20 protein-coding genes are annotated in these 20,040 nt (G+C 70.3%); 7 read left to right on the forward strand and 13 right to left on the reverse strand.

Annotated elements, in window-relative coordinates:
- Positions 1 to 207 precede the first annotated feature (207 nt).
- A complete protein-coding gene (locus tag EDF51_RS13850; protein ID WP_131847084.1) occupies positions 208 to 654 on the forward strand; it encodes a MarR family transcriptional regulator in 447 nt (148 codons plus the stop codon).
- 35 nt (positions 655 to 689) lie between these two features.
- On the opposite strand, the gene EDF51_RS13855 is transcribed toward EDF51_RS13850, so the two are convergent.
- The 3 genes from EDF51_RS13855 to EDF51_RS13865 form a co-directional block, all read right to left on the reverse strand.
- Positions 690 to 1,130, reverse strand: a complete 441-nt coding sequence (locus tag EDF51_RS13855; RefSeq protein ID WP_134195350.1) for a YsnF/AvaK domain-containing protein — start codon at positions 1,128 to 1,130, stop codon at positions 690 to 692.
- Between the two features lie 102 nt (positions 1,131 to 1,232).
- Positions 1,233 to 2,000, reverse strand: coding sequence for a hypothetical protein (locus EDF51_RS13860; RefSeq protein ID WP_111086141.1), 768 nt, complete (start codon positions 1,998 to 2,000; stop codon positions 1,233 to 1,235).
- Positions 2,001 to 2,105: 105 nt separating this feature from the next.
- The gene (locus EDF51_RS13865; protein WP_134195352.1) at positions 2,106 to 2,915 is read right to left on the reverse strand and encodes a PRC and DUF2382 domain-containing protein; all 810 of its coding nucleotides are present in this window, start codon (positions 2,913 to 2,915) and stop codon (positions 2,106 to 2,108) included.
- A gap of 230 nt (positions 2,916 to 3,145) precedes the next feature.
- Here EDF51_RS13865 and EDF51_RS13870 point away from each other — a divergent pair, with 230 nt between their 5' ends.
- Positions 3,146 to 3,862: a TetR/AcrR family transcriptional regulator C-terminal domain-containing protein gene (locus EDF51_RS13870; RefSeq protein ID WP_111086143.1), complete on the forward strand. Its 717-nt coding sequence runs from the start codon at positions 3,146 to 3,148 to the stop codon at positions 3,860 to 3,862.
- 29 nt (positions 3,863 to 3,891) lie between these two features.
- On the opposite strand, the gene EDF51_RS13875 is transcribed toward EDF51_RS13870, so the two are convergent.
- Positions 3,892 to 4,617, reverse strand: coding sequence for a hypothetical protein (locus EDF51_RS13875; protein ID WP_134195354.1), 726 nt, complete (start codon positions 4,615 to 4,617; stop codon positions 3,892 to 3,894).
- Positions 4,618 to 4,841: 224 nt separating this feature from the next.
- On the opposite strand from EDF51_RS13875, the gene EDF51_RS13880 reads away from it, so the two are divergent.
- Positions 4,842 to 5,939, forward strand: coding sequence for a BLUF domain-containing protein (locus tag EDF51_RS13880; protein ID WP_132100678.1), 1,098 nt, complete (start codon positions 4,842 to 4,844; stop codon positions 5,937 to 5,939).
- On the opposite strand, the gene EDF51_RS13885 is transcribed toward EDF51_RS13880, so the two are convergent.
- On the reverse strand, positions 5,894 to 6,355 hold the full coding sequence (locus EDF51_RS13885) for a GNAT family N-acetyltransferase (protein WP_131881139.1): 462 nt from the start codon (positions 6,353 to 6,355) through the stop codon (positions 5,894 to 5,896). The genes EDF51_RS13880 and EDF51_RS13885 overlap by 46 nt on opposite strands.
- Before the next feature lie 165 nt (positions 6,356 to 6,520).
- A complete protein-coding gene (locus EDF51_RS13890) occupies positions 6,521 to 7,156 on the reverse strand; it encodes a hypothetical protein (RefSeq protein WP_131881141.1) in 636 nt (211 codons plus the stop codon).
- Between the two features lie 124 nt (positions 7,157 to 7,280).
- Between EDF51_RS13890 and EDF51_RS13895 the strand changes: the two genes are divergently transcribed.
- Positions 7,281 to 7,754 (forward strand): hypothetical protein, encoded by a 474-nt coding sequence (locus EDF51_RS13895; RefSeq protein ID WP_134195356.1) that lies wholly within the window; start codon positions 7,281 to 7,283, stop codon positions 7,752 to 7,754.
- 24 nt (positions 7,755 to 7,778) lie between these two features.
- Here the strand turns inward: EDF51_RS13895 and EDF51_RS13900 are convergent, their stop codons facing one another.
- From EDF51_RS13900 to EDF51_RS13920, 5 genes are all read right to left on the reverse strand, one after another.
- Positions 7,779 to 8,447, reverse strand: coding sequence for a response regulator transcription factor (locus EDF51_RS13900; RefSeq protein ID WP_123293595.1), 669 nt, complete (start codon positions 8,445 to 8,447; stop codon positions 7,779 to 7,781).
- The gene (locus EDF51_RS13905) at positions 8,444 to 9,751 is read right to left on the reverse strand and encodes a histidine kinase (protein WP_134195358.1); all 1,308 of its coding nucleotides are present in this window, start codon (positions 9,749 to 9,751) and stop codon (positions 8,444 to 8,446) included. The genes EDF51_RS13900 and EDF51_RS13905 overlap by 4 nt, the downstream gene beginning before the upstream one ends.
- The gene (locus tag EDF51_RS13910; protein ID WP_134195360.1) at positions 9,738 to 10,712 is read right to left on the reverse strand and encodes a CPBP family intramembrane glutamic endopeptidase; all 975 of its coding nucleotides are present in this window, start codon (positions 10,710 to 10,712) and stop codon (positions 9,738 to 9,740) included. Before EDF51_RS13910 ends, EDF51_RS13905 begins: the two co-directional genes overlap by 14 nt.
- Before the next feature lie 223 nt (positions 10,713 to 10,935).
- The gene (locus EDF51_RS13915; RefSeq protein WP_134195362.1) at positions 10,936 to 11,496 is read right to left on the reverse strand and encodes a low molecular weight phosphatase family protein; all 561 of its coding nucleotides are present in this window, start codon (positions 11,494 to 11,496) and stop codon (positions 10,936 to 10,938) included.
- A 2-nt stretch (positions 11,497 to 11,498) separates the two neighbouring features.
- Complete coding sequence (locus EDF51_RS13920; RefSeq protein WP_134195364.1) at positions 11,499 to 12,794, reverse strand: adenylosuccinate synthase; 1,296 nt, start codon at positions 12,792 to 12,794, stop codon at positions 11,499 to 11,501.
- A gap of 382 nt (positions 12,795 to 13,176) precedes the next feature.
- On the opposite strand from EDF51_RS13920, the gene EDF51_RS13925 reads away from it, so the two are divergent.
- From EDF51_RS13925 to EDF51_RS13935, 3 genes are all read left to right on the forward strand, one after another.
- Positions 13,177 to 14,550, forward strand: coding sequence for a hypothetical protein (locus EDF51_RS13925; RefSeq protein WP_134195366.1), 1,374 nt, complete (start codon positions 13,177 to 13,179; stop codon positions 14,548 to 14,550).
- A gap of 76 nt (positions 14,551 to 14,626) precedes the next feature.
- Complete coding sequence (locus EDF51_RS13930; RefSeq protein ID WP_131881158.1) at positions 14,627 to 15,508, forward strand: L,D-transpeptidase; 882 nt, start codon at positions 14,627 to 14,629, stop codon at positions 15,506 to 15,508.
- A gap of 106 nt (positions 15,509 to 15,614) precedes the next feature.
- A complete protein-coding gene (locus tag EDF51_RS13935) occupies positions 15,615 to 15,788 on the forward strand; it encodes an antitoxin (protein WP_123293590.1) in 174 nt (57 codons plus the stop codon).
- Between the two features lie 87 nt (positions 15,789 to 15,875).
- Here the strand turns inward: EDF51_RS13935 and EDF51_RS19965 are convergent, their stop codons facing one another.
- Both EDF51_RS19965 and EDF51_RS13940 read right to left on the reverse strand, forming a co-directional pair.
- A complete protein-coding gene (locus EDF51_RS19965) occupies positions 15,876 to 16,040 on the reverse strand; it encodes a hypothetical protein (protein WP_159573348.1) in 165 nt (54 codons plus the stop codon).
- Positions 16,041 to 16,215: 175 nt separating this feature from the next.
- On the reverse strand, positions 16,216 to 19,890 hold the full coding sequence (locus tag EDF51_RS13940) for a S8 family serine peptidase (RefSeq protein ID WP_166673559.1): 3,675 nt from the start codon (positions 19,888 to 19,890) through the stop codon (positions 16,216 to 16,218).
- Positions 19,891 to 20,040: the final 150 nt, after the last annotated feature.

Raw genomic sequence — 20,040 nt, forward strand, 5'->3', positions numbered from 1 at the left:
GGCGAGCAGGGCAGCCGGGATGACGGCGAGGGTGGCGACACGGGCGATGGTGCGGTTCGGGCGACGCATGAGAGGAGATCCGTTCAGGTTGAGGCTTGACTCGAATTTCGAGCTATGTGAACCATACGCCTACAGATTCGTTCAAGTCAATTTTTGTCCCAAACGGATCTCGTCTAAGATGGGAGCATGAGCGCGAACCCTCCTTCGATGAGTGACGCCGACCAGGATCGTCTGCTGGACGAGGCGGTCGCCGCGTTCTACAGCGCTCAGGTCGAGCACGCGCACCTGATGCAGCACCTCGCCGTCACGCACGACCTGAACCCGGTCGACCTCCGCGCGCTGAAGTTCCTCGGCGCAGTCGACGACGACCGCACGCCGAAGGAACTCGGCGGGTACCTGGAGATGGGGACGGGAGCCGTCACCGCGTTGCTCGACCGTCTGACCAAGCGAGGCCTGCTCGATCGTGTCCGCAACCCGGACGACCGCCGGAGCGTGCGGATCGAGCTGAGCGCCGACGGGTTCGCGGTGGTCGGGACGCTCCGGGCCGCCTACCGCCGGGCACTCCGGCAGTCCTTGCCGCCGGAGAGCACGGATGTGTTCATCCACTTCACCGAACGCGTGTCGCACGCCTTCCGCGAAGCCAGCGTCGACTGAGGACGACCGACTCCGTCACGGGTCCTCCGCGTGACTCACGGAAGTGGAGCCCCACCGGCCCGGCGGCGCGACGTGACGATGTCGATCTCCTCCCGCCGGAGCTCCGCCTCGACGCGGTGTTCCTCCGTGACGGTGTGGGTCGTCAGGGTGACGCGCTCGACCGGGACGACTGCTGTCGAGACCGTGATCTGTTCCTCGCGGAGGACCACGACGATCGGTTCGTGGACGGTGCCCGTGGTGCCGGTCGACACCGGTACCGCGTCCCCGATCGGCTCACGGACGAGTCGGATCTCCTCGTGACTGACGTCCACTGTGATGGTCCGCTGCTCGGTGACGATGACCCGCTCGAGCCGGACACGTTCGATGGCGTGGCGTTCGGTGCCGATGACGAGTCGCTCGTCGCGTCGGACCACGTCGAACTGGTCCGTCCGTTCGTCACCACCCGGAGCGTCGCGCGGTGCGTGGCGAGAGGTCATGGTCTTCTCCGATGCTGGGGGCACGGTCCCGAGCGAACACGGGAGCGCGGGGATGGCCCTCGGCCCCGCCCATGGTGAGCGGGGCCGACACACAGGGCTCGCTCAGTTCGAGCGATGGGAACTGGTCGTCGGCGAGGCAGCTCGCTTGGCCTTCCCGGCAGCCTCTTCTGCCTGCTCGACGACGGACGGCGCACGCTGGGCGTGCTGCTGGATCTTCGGGGCTTCTGCCTCGGCCTTCTCGAGGATCGCCTCCCAGCGGTGCTGCATCGGCTTGATGAGTCCGCCGCCGGCTCCGACGATGACGACGCCGGCGATGATCGCCAGGACCGCGATCAGGATCGGGGTGGTGACCGAGGTGGCCACGTCGATCTGGTTCAACGCCGCGGTCGCTCCGATGAAGACGATGAAGACCGCGACGATGTTGCCCAGCAGCTTGCCGTAGGAGAGACCACCGAGCGTGTTCTGGATCAGGCCCTTCGCTCCTGCCGCGATCGCCGCGGCGACCACGATGATGATGATCGCGACGATGATCTTCGGCAGGAACCCGATGATGCCGGCGAGGAGATCACTCACCGGGTTGGACCCGAAGACGCCGAACGCGAACTGGAGCACGAACAGCACCAGCGTGTAGTAGATGATCTTCGACACGATGTCGGAGGCGTCGAGTTTCGAGTTCGCGAGGGCCTTCTTGATGCCCCCACGTTCGACGGCACGGTCGAAGCCGACCTTGGTGAGGAGACGCGAGAGCCCCTTCTCGATGAGCTTCGCGACGATCAGGCCGACGACGAGGATGAGCAGGAAGAGCAACGCGAGCGGCACGAACGCGATGACCGCGGCCAGTCCGTTCTGCAGAGCGGCGGGGAAGTCCATGGGGTGAGCCTTTCGGGTGAGGGTCGGGTGGACAGGGCGCAGAGAAAGCGTCCTGTGCTGGCGACGGACGTCCGGCTGTCGCCGAGCGGCCGTCGCCCAGCACGATCAGGAACGGGCGTCGCGGTCCACGGTGGTCTCGTCGGTCACGGCCGTGTCGTCGAGGACGATCTCCTCGTGCGCGACGTCCTCGGTGACCTCCTGCTCGCCGGCGATGGTCTCGGTGCCGAGCCGGACGCGCTCGACCGGGACCGTCTCCTTGGCGGTGACGACGCGCTCCTCGGTGAGCACGACCTCGTGTTCTTCTTCACTCAGTGCGGGCCCGGACAAAGCATCGTCAGCGGTCGCATCGGTGATCGGCTCGCGGCTGAGGGTGACCTCCTCGTGGCTGACGGGTACGGTCTTGGTGACCTGCTCGGTGACGATGTGCTTGCGCAGACGGGCACGGCCGGACTCGATCCGCTCGGTACCCACGTGCAACCGCTCCTCGGAGCGGGTCATGGCGTCGTCCGTCGTCGGACCGGACGCGTCGTGTCCCTGGACGTCGGCGGAGTCCGTGCTCCGGTCGGCGTCCTGGTCGTACAGACCCGCATCCGCCGACGCGCTCGACGGGTTGCCGTAGAAGGAGTAGAGCGACTGCTCCTCGTCCGCGCTGAGCGCCCCGTCGGCGTCGACCCGCGGGGCGTCCTTCACGAAGGACTTCTCGTAGGCGACGTGGACGGCGCCGGCTTCGAACGTCGCGTCGTTCAAGGGTGCGAACGACTCCGAGGTGCCGAAGAGCCCGGTCCGCACCGTCACCCAGGTCGGAGCCTGGGTGTCGTTGTCGACGTAGACCTGGCCGACCGTGCCGATCTTGGCGTCGTCGCTCCCGTAGACGTCGGCGCCCGTGAGGTCGTTGATGCTGCTGCTGTCGATCATGGTGGTGCTCCTCTTCCCCGGCAGGTCGCCTGGGGTTCGATGCGGAGTGGATCCGAGGTGACGGCGGCGCACGGCCCGCTCGATCGGCGGAGACCACCACCTCGTGGACTTACGGCGTAAGCCCAGCGGGAGCTTACATCGTAAGTCGCGATAGCGTGGGTTTGTCGGCCGCGAACTCGGCGCAGCGCCCGTTGTCAGCCACGAACCGCGGATCGGCAGGGAGATCAGCCGTGGCAGCACGATCGAGGGCGAACCGTTCCGAGACGAACGCACCGAGGCTCAGCCGTGACCTCATCGTCGAGACCGCGTTGCACCAGATCGATCGGTCAGGTCCCCAGGGACTGTCCATGCGGTCACTCGCGCAGGAGCTCAGCGTGGAGGCGATGTCCCTGTACCGCTACGTGCACGGGAAGGAAGACCTGCTCGAAGGCGTCGTCGCCTCACTGATGCGGGATCTCACCTCGCAGCTCACCGAGGCCGAGGAAGCACACTGGCAAGGGTTCCTGCAAACGGTCGCCCATGCCGTCCGGCAGATCGCCACGGACCACCCGAAGGCGTTCCCGCTGGTGGCGACCCGCCACCCTGCAGCCCCTTGGCTCCGCCCGCCGCTGCGGAGCGTCGAGGTCGTCAACACGTTCCTGACCGCGCTGACGGGGAACGGCTTCACGGACGCCCAGGCGGTCAACGCGTACCGAGCGTTCAGCAGCTTCCTGCTCGGCCAGCTCCTCCTGCAGTCAGTGGTCAGCGGTGCCGAAGCAGGCCCAGCCGAGGAACCGCTCGACGAAGGAGGCGCCGCCATCCCCGAGGGCGACGGCAACACGTCCCTCGACGTCGCACCGGAGGTCCGCCGACTCCGCACGTTGTTGAGCGAGGACCGCAGCGACGAGGAGTTCGAGGTCTCCCTCGAGGCACTCCTCGACCGACTGGACCGCGAACTGTCGCAATGACCCGCGATCGCGGTCCGGCGACGCGGCCGTCAGGAGTCGGCGTCGAGGTGCCCACCCCACACCTTGTACGTGTCGCGGTACCGGTGCTCGTCCGACTCGGGCCGCCACACCGACCGCGTCAGCTCGTCCGGGAACCCGACTGCGCGCACCCGTGGACAGGCTTCGACGACGAGTCGAGTCCGCGCGTTGAGGCGACGACCGTGCACCCCGGCTGCGAGCCGAGCCGGCCGGGACAGACTCCCGGCGTTGTCGAGGGGTGGGATCTCACCGATGACGACCTCGGCATCCACGGGCACCACCTCGCGCAGGGCAGCGATCGTGTCACGGACGCGTTGTTCCCACACCCTCGTCGGCAGGACCCGGAGCGCATCCGTGATGCCGACCAACACGACGACGAGGTCGCACCGCCCCAGGTCCTCGCGGTGGGCGGCGATGACGGATGGGAGTTCCCGGACACTCGCCGACGGTGCGGGGAGCATCTTCCAGGAGACGCCGCGCGCGGTCCGTGCTGCCCGGTGCCGAGCGAAGAACGCGGGGAGCGAGAGCTCGTGGGTGCGGACGCCGAGCGACAGTTCGCCCCGCTCACCCATGAACACCACGCGATCCGGGTCCGGGCCAGGCACCGTGCCCTCCATCGCGTCGTGCGGGTAGAAGTCCCCGGTCGCGTCGAGGCGACGGAACACGAACTCGACGACGCGCGCACTGCGCGACGGGAACCTGAACGCAGCGCGGCGCAACGACTTCGTCCGTGACACTGCCCCACCTCTTCCGAGCACCTTCACCGACCGGGACCCGGTCGGTGTCCGGTTCCTCCAGCGTAGGCAGCGGCCCACCGCCAGGACACCGCGCCATCCACCTTGCGCGCCGGCCACTGGCCACAGACGACAGGCGGAGCGCGACGCGATCGGCACGCCTTGCCATCGGGGCAGGTGTGCGCCACTGTGTGGAACACAAGCTCGCTTCGAGGAACAGGGGCCACATGCTGTCGTTGGTGTACGTGAGCACGATGAGCCGACCGGTCACGGACGAGGAACTCGCCGAGATCCTGGTGGTCGGTCGCGAGAAGAACCTGCAGCTGGGCATCACGGGGATCCTCGCCCACCAGGGGAGCAACTGCATCGGCATCATCGAGGGCGACGACGAGGTCGTGCGGGAACGGTTCGAGGGCATCCGTCAGGACCCCCGTCACACCAACGTGCGCCAGGTCGCCGCGGACACCGTCACGACGCGGTCCTTCCCGGAGTGGTCGATGGCGTTCCAACCGGCGGACCCGTTGATCAAGGAGATCCCGGGGTTCCTCGACCTCTTCGCCGACGGGCACGCGCCCGACCCCGCCACAGGGACGTCCCGCGCGACGGCCCTGCTGGAGTGGTTCCGGAAGCACCCCCTGGCGCCGCTGACGAACCAGCACGGCGACGACGGCATCGAGCTGCGCACCCGGATCGTCAACGCGACGATCACGGCGCTGCACGACACCGGGGTCGAGCAGGTCGACGTCGACACCGTCGCCGCCCGGGCCGAGATGACCGTCGACGAGCTGCGCACCCACTTCCCCACCCGCGAGAGCCTGCTGACGGCAACGGTCGACCGGTGGTCGAGCTCCGTGTCACGGCCCCTGCGGCCGATCGCGGACACGCACGGCGCCGTCGCCTACCTGCACGCGCTGGTCGTGGCGTACTCGGAGGAACCGGCGCTGATGCGACTGCTCGCCTCGACGCTCGCCTCGAGCACCGACCCCGGGCACGAGGGCGCGGAGTACTACCGCACCCTGTACCTCCGGTTCCGTCGGACCGTCCGGGAAGCACTCGAGCGGGACATCCGGGTCGGTCGCGAACCGGCCACCATGGATCCCGCGCGTGCCACCGAGCAGCTCCTCGCGCTCTACGACGGTCTGCGGATCCAGTCGCTCCTCATCGAGGGGTTCGACATCATCGCGTCCTTCGACCGTGCGGCGTCACGGCTGCGGCGGGGGTGGGCCGAGGACTACCGGCACACGGACCTCTTCGAGATCCCGGTCGAGGGCACGGGCGATCACAACGCCCGCGAGAAGCAGACCGACTCAGGGTCGTCGCGGTAGGGCCCGAACGGCTGGATCCGCACGAACCCGTTCCGGCTGAACAGCGCGGCGGCGTGCGGCTGCAGCACGCCGAACTCGGCGACGACCGCCGGCGCCTGCAGCTCTTCGGCCTGCGCGAGCAGTTCGAGCACCAGCAGGTCGCCGACGCCCTGCCCGCGGGAGTCCGGTCGGACGAACAGCCGCCGGATCTCGAAGACCCCGTCTCCCGCGGCACTGAGCGACGCGCTACCGAGTGCCAGACCGGAGGGGTCGCGGGCGATGACGTGCACGGCGGCGGTCGCCTCGGTCAGCGGACGGCCACGGTCGGCCGGGCGGCCGTAGATCCGGTCGACCTCGATCCGCGCCGCGGCGCGAAGCCGGACGGCGTCCTCGTGGTCGAAGGGCTCGGCCGCGACCGAGAACGTCAGGTGCTGCATCGTGGTGTGTTCCTCGCCCGGCGCCGCGTCGTCGCGGGTGCCCCGTGGGTGATCGGTGTGCGTGCCGCCGCTCGAACCCGAATCGAGCGGCGGCACGTGCAGACGGCTGGCGTCTGCCCTCGGACGCCCTAGCGTCCGTGGTCTGTGGTCTGTGGTGGGTCCGGGTCAGCTCACCAGGTCGAGGTCCCACACGGGGGCGACGTACTCGCGGGACCATCCCTCGCGCAACCGGGTGACTGCCCGGTCGAACGCTTCGAGCAGGTCCATCTCGGGGCGCACCATGGATTGCAGCTGCAGTCCCTCGTAGGTCGCGAGCAGCTGCTCGGCGCCGCGCGACGGCTCCATGGTGCTCGGCTCGCGACCGAGCAGGCTGTCGCGCTGCAGGGAGTCCTGCACGAAGGCGTGGAAGCGGCGCCACCGCGCGTGCAACATCGGCGCGAGCGGGTGCTCCGGTGACGCCGCGATGTTCAGGGTGGCGGTGAGGAAGCGCATCAGGGACGGGTCGGCGATGTTCGCGGTCACGATCGCACGCAGGAACGGCACCGTCCCGAACCGTTCGGCGAGTGGCATGAGCGGTGCGGTGCGCTGCTCGTTCCAGTGGTCGATGGTGGCCAGGAGCAGACCGTCCCAGCTGGGGAACGTCCGCTCGACCACGTCGACGTCCTGGCCGGCGTGGTCCGCGACGACGGCCGGGGTCACCTCGTGGAGCGGACGTGTCCGCAGTGCCGTGATCATCCCGTCCACGACGGCCGATCGGAGGGCAGCATCGTCCGAGGTCCGGCGCGATGATTCGATGTGCATGCATACACCCCACCAGGCACACCGGTCCCACCCAAGCCCCCGAACGGGGATCGCGCGCAAAACGGACCAGCACGTTCCGGCCACGACACTTCCCACCAATCGACCTGCGAGCGATACTCATCCCATGCAGTGGGGACGGATCGTACCGGTCGTGGTGCTGGCCCTGGTGGTCACCGGCGGGCTCGCGGGGTGCGATGCGGAGGGCCGGATCCGGAGCATCGGGCCGGGGACCTCCGTGAGTTCCTGCGTCGACTACGTGCCCATGACCGCGGCCGAGCGCCGCGAATCCGCCGATCTCGTGGTCGAGGGTCAGGTCACCAAGACCGATCGCACCGTCGAGATCGGCGGCGTCTACGACGTCTACGACGCCGAGGTCACGACGACCTCGAAGGGGGACGACCCCGGCACCACCATCGAGGTCGTCAGCACGTCGGACCAGTGCACGACGAGCGGTGAACCCGTCGAGTACCTCGACGGCGACGTCCTCGCAGCGGAAGGAACGTTCCGCCTCTACCTGACGAAGGCCGACCCCGAGGACGACGACAGCGTCTGGCGCCTCGTCGTCCCCGGCGCCGCCGAGCCGCTCACCACCGGCTGACGCCCGGCACGCACCACGCGCGCCCTACGGCTCGGGGACCGCCACGATCCGGTTCTGGTACGCCCACACCACGGCCTGCAACCGCGACCGGACCCCGAGCTTCGGCAGCATCCGCGCCAGGTGCGACTTCACGGTCGAGACCTCGAGCACGAGTGCGACCGCGATCTCCTCGTTCGACATCCCCTGCGCGAGCAGCAGCAGGACCTCGCGTTCGCGGGCGGTGAGCACCCCGTCGGCCCGGTCCCCCGACACCGGCTGCAGGCTCCGTCGCGACACGAACTCGCGCAGCACCCGCCGCGTCAGGGCCTGGTCGAGCGTCCCGTTCCCCGCGGCGACCTGGCGCACGGCGTCGACGATGGTGTCCGGCTCGGCGTCCTTCAGCAGGAACCCGGAGGCACCGGCCTCGAGCGCCCCGAACACGTAGTCGTCCAGGTCGAACGTCGTGAGCATCAGCACCGGGATCGCCGGGTCGGCGTCGGGAGCGCAGAACAGCCGTGCGAGCTCGATGCCGTTCATCACCGGCATCCGGATGTCCAGGCAGGCCACGTCGGGTCGCAACGAGCGCGCCAGCGCGAGCGCCTCGCCGCCGTCGGCGGCCACGCCGACCACCTCGATGTCGGCCTCCGCGCCGAGCAGGGCGGACACCCCGGCACGGACCAGCGGCTGGTCGTCCGCCACCAGCACGCGGATCACGCGACCACCTCGCCACCGTCGGCGGCCTGCGCGGGTGCGGCAGGTGCCTCCCGTCCGAGCGCCAGCTCCACCAGCCATCCGCCGGTGGCGGTGGGGCCGGTCTGGAGGCTCGCCCCCACCAGTTCCGACCGCTCGCGCATCCCCCGCAGGCCGTTGCCGCCCGACGGTGAGGTCGGCGCTGCCGGAGCGGCGGCCGGTGCGTTCTCCACCCGGATCACCACCCGGGTCGGGTCGCGGTCGTCGACGGTGACCGTACACGGGGCGGACGGCGCGTGCAGGGCGGCGTTGGCCAGCGCCTCCTGCACCGTCCGGTAGGCGGCGAGCTGCGCGAGCGGGCCGACGCCGTCGGCCAGCGCCTGTGCTCCGCGCGCGTGGTCACCAGCGAGCACGTCGAGGCGTACGTCGCTGCGGAACCGGGCTCGCTCGACCAGGTCGACGATGCCGGCGACCGTCTCGACCGCACGTTCGGCGGGGACGTCCTCGCGCAGGAGCCCGACCAGGCGGCGCAGTTCGTCGAGGACGGCGGTGCTCTGCTCCCGCACCTGACGGGCACCCTCGTGCGCGCGCTCCGGGTCGCTGTCGATCTGCCGGTCGATCACGGCGGCCATCAGGGCGATGCCGGACAGGTGGTGGGCGGCGATGTCGTGGAGTTCGCGCGCCATGGCGGCCCGTTCACGGGAGACCGCGGCGTCGACCAGGGCGTCCTGCTCACGGAAGACCGCGCTCGCCTCGGCGGTGCGGGCGGCGCGGACCTCGCGGCGGGAGCGCACCAGCAGGGTGACCAGGAGCGGGAGCCCGACGGCGCCGACGGCCTGCAGGACGCCCTGGCCGAGTGCGCCGGACAGGACCGCGCTGCCCGCTGCCACCAGCGCGCCGGCGACCAGCAGGGTCGGCCACAGGCGTGCGAGCGGGACACGGAGGGCGGCGAGGACCACGGCGACGACCACCGGCAGGGCGGTGAGACCGAACAGGTCGAGCGACTGCGGAGCGAGCGCGGCGACCAGCGCCGGCAGCGCGGACACCGCGACGAGCACGGTGCGCGGTGCCCGACGGGCGGCGAGCAGGGCGGCGGACTGGACCAGCAGTCCGAGCGCCAGGACGGTCCACGCGGCGGTGAACGGCGCAGGCACCCGCAGGGCCAGGGCGGGGCCGTCCGGCTCGAGGGCGTCCAGCGGCGGCAGGCCGATCAGCAGGCCGAGGGCCACGACGGCCGTGCCGAGCGCGACGAACACGTCGACGCGGCGGTCGCGCGTGCGCGGGTCGCCGTCGCGCAGCGGACGGGTGCGCGGGTCAGCGGAGGCCATCGTGTGATCCTACGAGGCGGGTGCGGGCGGGGACCGGGGCGTCGATCGGCAGCGCGCGGCGAGCCGGGTCGTAGCCCAGGCGGCCGCGGGTCACGACGAGGAGCACCGCGGCGGCGACGGTCGAGGTGATGGTCAGGCCGAGCATCAGCGTGCCGGCGGTCATGCTCGGGTACATCTCCGGGAACAGCGTCGAGATCGTGTTGTTCACGCCGACGTGCAGCAGCAGGGCCAGGGGCAGACTCTCGCCGGTCTTGTTGAACACCTGGATCATCACGACGTTGAACGTGATCGTGAACAGGGCGAAGACCACGGGCTCGCTCCAGTGTGCGTTCGGCCACCCGCCCCAGTCGCTCAGGTAGAGCGGCATGTGCCAGAGCGCCCAGATCGGACCGAGGATCGCAGCGGCTCCGAGCCCTCCGAAGCGGTGCTGCAGCCGGGGCAGGGCGAAGTCGCGCCAGCCGGGCTCCTCGCTCAGGCCGGTCGAGAACAGCTGGATGAGCAGCCCGGGCACCAGGGCGGCGAACGCCAGCGCCGAGGGAGCACGCACGTCACCGCCGGCGAAGGGCAGCGCGGACGCGACGATCACGGCCGGCACGACGACGAGCGCCAGGGCGTACCAGTACCAGGCGACCCGCCAGCGGAACAGCCGACCGACCCAGCGACGCAGCCCCGGACGGCCGTCGGCGACCGCGGTGACGATGAACGCGCCGCCCAACGGGCCGAGCAGCGCTCCGGGCAGCACGCCGGTGAACTGCGCAGAGCCGAGGACCTCGGGGAAGTGCAGGTCCCACACGCCCAGGCCGTGCGGCGACAGGATGTACGGGATCCACGCCAGCCAGCTCAGGCCGAGCGCGAGGGTGAAGAAGGACGCGAGCGGGTGCCGGGCGATGACGCCGCTGACTCCCCCACGCTCCCGCGGAGTGGCGCCGGCGGTGGGCCGGACTTCGGTGGTGTTCGTCATGCACACGACGCTAGGAACTGCGGCGTCGCGGGACGACCGGCGCAGGGATGCACCTGCCGGACTTGCATCGAAAGGTGCAGGCGGTGGCGCGGTGCGGCGGCGGCTGCCGCCTGGCGCGAGGTTGATCACTCCGTGCGCGGACAGAGCCCTGCACCGAGTGGTCAACCTCGCACCAGGCGCAGCGCGGCGGCTGCCGCAGCGCGGTGTCAGGCGCAGCGCGGCGTCAGCGCAGCGCGGCCCGGAGGGCGTCGGCGATCAGCGCGAGCGCGGCGTCGATCTCGTCGGCGACGCGAGCGTGAGTCGCCTCGGACCGGCGGTAAGGGTCGTCGACGTCGTCGTCCGCGGGGTCGGTCGGCGGCGGGACGGTGCCGCGCAGGCGTGCGACCCGTTCGACCAGGGCCTCGGGCGAGTGCACGTCGGCCAGGTCACCGGGCTCGAGCCCCCCGAGGACCCGCGCGAACTGCTTGATGGTGAACGCCCGCTTCGTCGCCCGGGGTGCGAGCGACACCACGGCCGCGCGGTGCGACCGTTCGGCCGTCAGCACCAAGTCGGCCTCCTCGACGATCGCGGCCGTCAGGTACCGCGAGCCGTGCCCCGACGGGTCACCGCCGAGCCGGACGGACTGCGCTGCAGCGGCGCCGTCCATCGCGGCACCGTCGTCGGCGATGGTGCCGGCGGACTCGACCACGAACGCCGCAGCGTCCGGGCCGAGTCGCGCCGTCAGGACCTGCGCGCCGAGCGGCGAACGACAGATGTTGCCGCTGCAGACGAACAGGACCCGCATCGTCAGGCGCCGGCGCCGAGCAGGTCGTGCCGGACGACGATGGCGTCGCGGCCCGGACCGACACCGATCGCGGAGATCCGCGCGCCGGACATCGCCTCGACCGCGAGCACGTAGTCCTGCGCGTTCTTCGGCAGGTCGCCGAACGAGCGGGCACCGGTGATGTCCTCGGTCCAGCCGGGGAACTCTTCGTAGACGGGCTTCGCGTGGTGGAAGTCGGACTGGTTCACGGGGACCTCGTCCACGCGCACGCCGTCCACCTCGTACGCGACGCAGACGGGGATCGTCTCGAGCCCGGTCAGCACGTCGAGCTTGGTGAGCACGAAGTCGGTCACGCCGTTGATGCGCGCGGTGTACCGGGCGATCGGGGCGTCGTACCAACCACAGCGGCGCGGACGGCCCGTGGTGGTGCCGAACTCGAAGCCGTTGGCGCGCAGGAACTCGCCGGACTCGTCGAACAGCTCGGTCGGGAACGGACCGGCACCGACGCGGGTCGTGTACGCCTTCACGATGCCGATGATGCGCTCGAGCTTGCCCGGGCCGATGCCGGAACCGGTCGCTGCGCCACCGGCGGTCGCCGACGACGACGTCACGAACGGGTAGGTGCCGTGGTCGACGTCGAGCATGGTCGCCTGACCGGCCTCGAACAGGACGGTGTCGCCGCGCTCCAGTGCCCGGTGGATCTCGAGGGCGGTGTCCGCGACCATCGGGCGCAGGCGCTCGGCGTAGGACAGCAGCGACTCGACCACTTCTTCGGCGTCGATCGCGCGGCGGTTGAAGACCTTGACGAGCAGGTGGTTCTTCTGGTCGAGGGCCGCTTCGACCTTCTGCCGCAGGATGTTCTCGTCGAAGATGTCCTGGATGCGGATGCCGACGCGGTTGATCTTGTCGGCGTAGGACGGACCGATGCCGCGACCGGTCGTGCCGATCTGGCGCTTGCCGAGGAACCGCTCCGTCACCTTGTCGATGGTGCGGTGGTAGTGCGTGATGAGGTGGGCGTTCGCCGACACGAGCAGCTTCGAGGTGTCGACGCCGCGGGCCTTCAGCGCGTCGAGCTCCTGGAACAGCACCTCGAGGTCGACGACGACGCCGTTGCCGATGATCGGCGTGACGCCGGGCGTGAGGATGCCGGAGGGCAGCAGGTGCAGCGCGTACTTCTCGCCGCCGACGACGACGGTGTGGCCGGCGTTGTTGCCGCCGTTGAACTTCACGACGTAGTCGATGCGGGAGCCGAGGAGGTCGGTGGCCTTCCCCTTGCCCTCGTCGCCCCACTGGGCTCCGATGATGACTGCTGCGGGCATCTGGTTCTCCTCACGTTGGCGGAGGACCTCACGCGACCAGGCGGGCCGGTGGTCCACCCGAGTCTATCGGCTGGTCACTCGCGCGCCACCCATCGGACACGGTCGCCCGCACCGTCGCCGCGTCGGTGAATTGTCCTCATTACGCGTCGGTGCATGCCGAACGTCCCCACAAGGGGGGACAAATAGTTCCAGGCCGGAACATCTCGGGAAGCACGACGTATCGTGCACCGCGACGTCGGTTTCCCTGTCGGCGTCACGTCGGAGTCCAACCCACTCCGTTCAGCCAGCGCGAGATTCGCGTGAGCACCACCGGACGCTGCAACGCGCCCGGATGCATCAGAACAGTCGTGCCCTCATGCAGCACGGAAAGAAGAGTTCGACGATGAACAAGGCTCTCTGGAGCAAGAAGGCGCTCGCGCTCCCCGCGTGCGCCGCGATCGTGATCGGTGGCGTCACCTTCGCCGCCGCCCCCGCGATGGCCGACCCGGCCGACCTGTCCATCACCAGCCAGTCGGTCTCCGGCCGCGTGCTGACCGTGAGCGGCACCGGCACCCCCGGTGAGAACATCCAGCTCGACGAGGACTTCCGCAACACCCGCCAGGAGATCCCGGCGAGCGGCACCTGGACGATCTCGTACACGATCCCCGGTACGGACACGACTGCGCAGACGTACACGTTCGAGCAGCTCAAGGGCCTGAACCAGGACGGCTCGGTGACGGTCACCGCCGCCCCCGAGGCCACGGACAAGCCCTTCGCCGTCACGTCGCAGTCGGTCTCCGGCCGCACGCTGACGGTCTCCGGCACCGGCGCAGTCGGCAACACCGTCAACTTCGACGCGGGGTTCCCGGTGCAGCGCACCGCCATCAAGGACGACGGCACCTGGACCATCTCGTACGAGATCCCGGGCACCGACACCGACGAGCACACCTACACGATCAACGAGCAGCGCGCGAACCTGTCGACGGTCGAGTCGCTGACCGTGACCGCTCGTGCGGAAGCTGCCGTCCTGCCCTTCGCCGTCACGTCGCAGTCGGTCTCCGGCCGCACGCTGACGGTCTCCGGTACCGGCGCCGTCGGCAACACGGTGAACTTCGACGTGGGCTACCCCGTCCGCCGCAGCCCGATCTCCGACGACGGCACCTGGACGATCTCGTACGAGATCCCGGGCACCGACACCGACGAGCACACCTACACGATCAACGAGCAGCGCGCGAACCTGTCGACGGTCGACTCCGTCACCGTCACGGCTCGCGCCGAAGCCGCGGTTGCGGACTTCAACTTCTCGCTGACCAGCCCGACCGACGGCGACACCGTCGACTCGCGCACCGTGACTTTCACCGGGACCGGCGCCGTGGGCGACACCGTGAACGTGCTGGACACCGATGGCAACCGCGCTGCTCCGCAGACGATCGTGGACGCCGACGGCAACTGGTCCACCACGGGCACCTTCTCGGACTCGGCTGCTGTCGAGCAGGACCTGAGTGTCAACCAGGTCGGTGGCGGCCAGGGCCAGGGCAACATCGAGTTCTCGATCACGCTGCCCGCCGTGGCAGCGGCCCCCGGTGACGGTGGCGACGAGGGCACGACCCCGGGTGACGGCGGCGACGAGGGCACCACCCCCGTCGACGGCGGCGACCAGGGCGCGACCCCCGGCACCGGCACCGGCACCGGCACCGGCACCGAGACCGGCGCTGGCGCCGCTCCGGCCGTCGGCCGCACCCCGGCCGTGGGTGCACTCCCGGTCGTCAGCGGCTGACACCGGAACCATCCACCGAGCGGGGGCGCGACGGATCGTCGCGTCCCCGTTCGCCGTCCCGACCCGGAATCCGCACATGCACGCAACCCGCTCAGCTCGCCTCGTCCTCGCCGTCGCCGCCGGAGTGCTGCTCTCGCTCGGCCTGGCGTCCTGCCACGCTGATCCCGCCCCGACCGCTGCGAGCAGCACGGGTACCGCCACGGCGACCCCGACGGCGTCCGCCGAGCCCTACCGCGCACCGTCGACGAAGACGGTTGCAGCACTCCCCGAGGCCCGGTACGACGCGGTCATCGGCGGGCTCCTGCCCTCGTACGACCCTGACGTCCCGAAGGCCGCAGGACACGCGTACACGATCCAGCGCGACGCGCCGCTCTACGGCGACGACCGCACCGAGCCGGTCGCGAGACTCGCAGCCGAGAACTTCCTCGGTGACCCCACCGTCGTCGTCCCGCTGCGGTTCCAGGGCGACTGGGCCCTCGTCATGACCCCGAGCCGACAGGCACTGCCGTCAACTGCACCGGGCGGCGCTCCAGCGCAGACCGCCGGCTGGATGCGCCGCGACCTGCTGCACCAGGGCGACGCGCTCGACGACCACGTCGTCATCTCCGTCGGTGACCAGACCGTGTTGATCGTCGCTGCGAGCGGCAAGGTCGTGCACGAGTTCCCGGCCGGCGTCGGTGCCGGGGACACTCCGACCCCGACCGGTGTCGTCGGCTACATCCAGGCGAGGTACCTGGATCCCGCCCAGGACCAGACGGTGCACCAGATCAACCTGACGACGCTGCACTCCGCAGCGGCGGACGAGCCGTTCGGCGGTGACGACGGCGGGCTCATCGGCGTGCACTACGAATCCGTCGCCCGCGGAGCGGTGTCCCACGGGTGCGTCCGCCTCGACGGTGATGCCGTCGATGCGATCAACGCACTCCCGCTCGGCACCGTCGTGCAGATGGTCGCGTAGTCACCGGTACCGCGACCTCTCGTCCGGACCACACAGGCTGCGTGGACGCTCGGTGAGTCCGGAGCACCGTCGGACCCGTCAGATCCACCATCGGAAGGAGCACGACATGAGTGACCTCGGTGACAAGGCCAAGGACTTCGCGAACAGCGACAAGGGCGAGCAGGCGTCCGACGCCGGCCTCGACAAGGCAGGCGACGCGGCCGACAAGGCGACCGGCGGCGGCCACGGCGACCAGATCGACAAGGCCCAGCAGGCGGCTGACGACAAGGTCGGCGAGTAACGCCCGGTACGCACCCTGGTGACGGACGGAAGGCCCGGTGCCAGCTGGCACCGGGCCTCCCGTCCGCATGTGACGTGCGTTCCGCGATCAGGCGCGGAAGAAGTCCTGGTACGACGGGTCGCCGACGGGCTGCGAGTACCCGGGCTCGGCGAGACGCTGCTCGATCATCGCCTGGACGACGTCGGGCGGGGTGAGCCCCCGCCGGCGCCACTCGGTCGGGTTGGCCCGGAGCTGGCTCAGCGTGTTCTGCATGCTGCAACCCTGGCACCCAATAACTAGTTTGTCTAACTACCTGTCCCGATTCCGCGTTCCCGGGGTCCCGGTCCCCGGCCCCGGCCCTGCTTCGTGAGCAGAAGATGTCGGGTCCGAACGCGGGACCCGACATCTTCTGCTCACCATGTGCGGCGCGCGGACGCGCTCGCGGCGACTACTTCCGCGACACCTTCGCGGTCGACTTGGACGTCGCGGTGCCGTCCTTGTAGCCCGAGGCGTGCGCGGTCACCTTGACGGAGAACTTGTGCCCCGCGTCGGACGTGCCGAGCTTGTACGTCGCACCGGTGGCCTTCTTCACGACCTTGCCGTCGCGGAGCCACTGGTACTTGTACGTCGCCTTCGTCGTGCTCCACTTGCCGTGGTTCGCCGACAGCTTCGAGCCGACCTTCGCCGTCCCGCTGACCGTCACCTTGCTGCCCGCGGCGAGCGCGAGCGTGGGCGGGGTCACCGAGATGGTCGACGTGCCGGCCTGCTTGCCCGACGCGTTGCCGAGGTGCAGGAGCAGCACGGTGGCCTTCGTGACACCCGAGGCCCGGGTGACCCGGAGGGCGCCGGAGTCGGCGAACAGGACGCCGGTGCTGCGGCCCTGCGCGAAGGACAGTGCCGGCTTCGACGGGTCGAACGAGGCGCTCTTCGTCTCGTCCACCACGGAGGAACCCGTGGTCGCGGCACCCGGGGCGTACGCCGACTCGGTCAGGACCGAGTAGGTGAACTTGCCCTTCGCGCCGATCAGCGCACCCGTGGTCGTGAGCACCTTCACCGAGCTGTCGAAGGTGTTGACGTCCTGGCCGGGTGCCCCGCCGTTCAGCGGCTGGACGTCGACGACCGGGTCGACGTCCGGGTCGTCCGACGCGGCCTTGGCCAGGTCGATCGTCGTCGCGAACGTCGCGTCCACCGCGGCGGACTTGGCGTTGTAGACCAGGTAGTCGGGCTCGCCGTCACGGTTCGTGTCGATGAGCACCTCGACGTTGGTCACGGCGCCGGGGTTGGCGTCGGGACCGGCCGTCTGGATGCCGAACGCGATCGTGTCCGAGGCCTTGTCGTAGCTCGCGCCGTAGGAGCGGATGTCCGCTGCCTGCAGCGAGCGCTTCGCCGAGCCCGCCGGGAACGACTCGACCGGGTCGGTCCCGCCGAGTACGAACGGTGCGACGGCGGCGTGGTAGCCGGTCGTCAGGCCGCCCTGGTCGACCGTGCGCCCCTTGAGCGTCAGGTCGGCCGACTTGCCCGGGCCGGTGAAGGCGACGGTGGAGCGACCCTGCACGGAGCTGACGGGCTTCGGTGCGAGGTACGCACCGACGCGCAGCGGCACCGCGGTCGTGTCGGTCGGCGTGAACGCCACGATGCCCGAGGCGGCGGTGACGAACTCACGCTGGTAGCCCTGCTGCACCGACTCCTGGGTGGGGTCGATGACGCGGCGGAGCTTCGTCGGGTCGGCGATCGTGAAGGTGAGCTTCACCGTCGCGGTGCGGTTCGCCGGAACGGTGACCCGCTTCGTGTTGAGCGCGAACGTCACGCCGGGCTGCGACACCTGCGGCTGGTAGGCCACGTCGTAGGTGTGCGCGACGCCGTCGGTGTTCGCGATCTGGAGGGTGCGGCTCTCGGTCGTCGCGCTCGAGACCTCGACGACACCGAACGAGGCGGTGACGAGCAGGTCGTTCTCGACGCTCCGCACGGTGGTGCCGGCGGTCACGGCCTGCAGGGCGTCGACGCGGCCGGTGCCCTGCCGGAGCAGGGTCGCCGATCGCGAGCCGTCCTTGACGTCGTGCGTCGCCGTGTTCATGAGCGCCGCCTTGACCTGCGGTGCGCTCCACTCCGGGTGCGCCTGGAAGGTCAGCGCCGCGATGCCCGCGACGTCCGGCGTGGCCATCGAGGTGCCGCTCATCGACATGCGGCCGTCACCGGTGCCGTTGGCCGCCGAGATCACGTTGACCCCGGGGCCGGCGATGTCCGGCTTGACGATGTCGTTGAACGACCCGTGGACGCCCCGGCTGGTGAACCCGGCGAGCGTGTTCACGGCCTCCGGGTCGGTGGCGAGTTCGAAGCCCTTGAGCTCGTCCGCGAAGCGCACGTGCAGGGTCCCCGCCTTGGCAGCTGCCTGGAGGCTCGTGGCGGCGTCCAGCGTCAGCTCGGCTCCGGGGATGGTCGCGTTTCCGGCGATGCCCGAGTCGAAGGTGTTGATCGTGCCCGCGAGCAGGACGCCGATGCCGCCGGCGGCCTGGACGTTGTTGAAGCGCACGCCGGAGCCGCACTCGAGCGCCCCGTCCGTCCACTTCAGCCAGACGACCTTGCCCGCGATCTTCGCGGCGTCGGCGGCGCTGAACGCGGCGCAGCCGTCGATGTTGCTGGTCGGGACGACGACGTCACCCTCGACCGGCAGCGTGCCCGTGAAGTTCTGCGAGTACTGCGACCGGTAGGTCTTCGCGACGTTCGCGGGGGCCGTGGCCTGCACGCCGTCGTACAGCGACTGGCCGGTGGCGCTCGCGGCGACGGTGAGCGCGCCCTCGGCGTTGCCCGGCGAGCCACCGATGTCGGTGAAGTCGTCGGCGTTGCCCGAGGCGATCACGGGCAGGACCCCGCGTGCGGTCAGCGCGTCGATCTTGGCGTTGTCGGGGTCGTCCGGTGCGCCGTAGTCGGAGCCGAGCGACAGGTTCAGGACGTTGATGTCCTTGCCCTCGGTGAGCGCCTGGCCCACCCAGTCGAGCGCGGCGCCCGTGACGTCGGTCGAACCGCCGCCGTCACCGAACACCTTGAGGGCGTAGAGGCCGGCCTCGGGCGCGGTGCCCGGGCCTATCCACATGTCCTGCACCTGCTGCGTGGTGAGCTTGGTGTAGTCGCCGTCGAACTGCTGCTTGTCGGCGGTCAGGCCGTAGCCCGCGATCGAGCCGGACACGTGCGTGCCGTGGTCGCCGCCCTTGCCGTCGATGGGGTTGTCGTCCGGAGCCGGCACCGGGTCGTAGGCCGGGTCGGTCGGGTCGGCGTTGTAGGTCGCGCCGGCGAAGTCGTACCCGCCGAGGAACTTCGACGCGTCGTACAGGCTGGGGTCCGGGGCGCCGGAGCTCGCGTTCGCCAGGGCCTGCTGGTAGGCCGCGGTGGTGCCGGGGCCGCCGAAGTCGGCCTGCGTGTAGTCGAGGCCGGTGTCGAGGACGGCGACGTTGACGTCCTTGCCGGTGTGGCCGGTCTGCTGCCAGGCGTTGAGCGAGCGCGTGTAGACGTCGCTCGCGGCGTTCTTCGGCGAGACGCCGTCGGCGCCCGGCTTCACGAGGCTCGGGTCCACACCGGACGGTGCGGCGCTCGCGTCGGCGTTGACCGTCGGCTCGACGATCTTCTTCGGCGTGAGCGGGATGATGCTCTCGACGTCGGAACGCTTCGCGATGTCCTGCAGCGCGGAGACGTCGGCGACGACCGCGACACCGGGGACGGTGTACTCGGTCGAGTAGAGCTCGGTGGAGTCGGCGTCGGAGCGCTTCACGGCGGCGCGGACGGCCGCGGTCGTCGACTCGATCGCCTTGACGCGGCTCTTCGCTGCCGAGGACTGCGTCTTGGACTTGGTCAGGTCACCGCCCTTCGCGTTCGCGTCCACCTCGAGGGCACCCTGGCCGGTCGTGCGCACGAAGGCGGCGACGGTCTTGGTGGGCTTGGCGTCGCGCAGTGGTGCGGAGAGCTTCAGGTCGGCCACCGACACCCCGGCCGGAGCTGCGGAGGCCGCGCCCCCGACTGCGAGGCCGCCGCACGTCAGGGCCACGGCGGCGATGCCGGCGGTCAGGACGCGTGCGATGCGATGGGAGTTCGGGGTCGGGTTCGGGTCGTGGTTCGGTGTTGCACGGTTCAAAGAGGGCACTCCAGGCTCAGTCCGTGGTTCGCATGAGATTGCTGTGAAGTTATGCGCTTACATTCAGAAAGGGCAGTCCGCACTTTGGGGGACACCCCCGTTCGAGGGCCGGTCTTCCTGTTAAGTTGCACACACGTGTGCACGTTATTA

It is taken from the genome of Curtobacterium sp. PhB25 (assembly GCF_004365375.1).
In the GTDB taxonomy this organism is placed as follows: domain Bacteria; phylum Actinomycetota; class Actinomycetes; order Actinomycetales; family Microbacteriaceae; genus Curtobacterium.